A 1,422-nucleotide genomic window follows, 5' to 3' on the forward strand; every position below is an offset into this window, starting at 1 on the left:
CTGAGACGTGATGCGTAGCCGATTGAGGCGAAGTAGAGTGATCCCATGCTGCCGAGAAAAGCCTCTAGCGAGCTTTCACGCGGCCCGTACCCCAAACCGACACAGGTGGTCAGGTAGAGAATACCAAGGCGATCGGGCGAACTGTGGTTAAGGAACTCGGCAAAATGCCCCCGTAACTTCGGGAGAAGGGGGGCCGTAGCGCTTGAAGCCTCTTGCAGGCTAGGGCGAGACGGCCGCAGAGACCAGCGAGAAGCGACTGTTTACTAAAAACACAGGTCCATGCGAAGTCGCAAGACGATGTATATGGACTGACGCCTGCCCGGTGCTGGAACGTTAAGGGGACCGGTTAGTCCGCAAGGGCGAAGCTGAGAACTTAAGCGCCAGTAAACGGCGGTGGTAACTATAACCATCCTAAGGTAGCGAAATTCCTTGTCGGGTAAGTTCCGACCTGCACGAATGGCGTAACGACTTCTCGACTGTCTCAACCGCAGGCCCGGCGAAATTGCATTACGAGTAAAGATGCTCGTTACGCGCGGCAGGACGGAAAGACCCCGGGACCTTTACTATAGCTTGGTATTGGTGTTCGATTCGGCTTGTGTAGGATAGGTGGGAGACTGTGAAGCGGCCACGCCAGTGGTTGTGGAGTCATCGTTGAAATACCACTCTGGTCGTATTGGATGTCTAACCTCGGTCCGTGATCCGGATCAGGGACAGTGCCTGGTGGGTAGTTTAACTGGGGCGGTTGCCTCCCAAAGAGTAACGGAGGCGCTCAAAGGTTCCCTCAGCCTGGTTGGCAATCAGGTGTTGAGTGCAAGTGCACAAGGGAGCTTGACTGTGAGACTGACGGGTCGAGCAGGGACGAAAGTCGGAACTAGTGATCCGGCCATGGCTTGTGGAAGCGTGGTCGCTCAACGGATAAAAGGTACCCCGGGGATAACAGGCTGATCTTCCCCAAGAGTCCATATCGACGGGATGGTTTGGCACCTCGATGTCGGCTCGTCGCATCCTGGGGCTGGAGTAGGTCCCAAGGGTTGGGCTGTTCGCCCATTAAAGCGGTACGCGAGCTGGGTTTAGAACGTCGTGAGACAGTTCGGTCCCTATCCGCCGCGCGCGTAGGATACTTGAGGAAGGCTGTCCCTAGTACGAGAGGACCGGGACGGACGGACCGCTGGTGTGCCAGTTGTTCTGCCAAGAGCATTGCTGGTTGGCTACGTTCGGAAGGGATAACCGCTGAAGGCATCTAAGCGGGAAGCTCGTTCCAAGATGAGGTATCCCACTCTTCGTGAGTTAAGGCCCCCAGCTAGACCACTGGGTTGATAGGCCAGAGGTGGAAGACCGGTAACGGTTGGAGCTGACTGGTACTAATAGGCCGAGGACTTGTTACAAAGACGCTACGCATCCACTGTGCGGTTCTGGAAGAAC

General features: G+C 56.1%; 1 rRNA gene. It reads left to right on the forward strand.

The features are described 5' to 3' along the window. A 23S ribosomal RNA gene (locus BLR21_RS41460) occupies positions 1-1,385 on the forward strand; the annotation flags it as partial. Between the last annotated feature and the right edge of the window lie 37 nt (positions 1,386-1,422).

Source organism: Lentzea albidocapillata subsp. violacea, from assembly GCF_900100275.1.
GTDB classification, from domain to species: Bacteria; Actinomycetota; Actinomycetes; order Mycobacteriales; family Pseudonocardiaceae; genus Lentzea; species Lentzea violacea.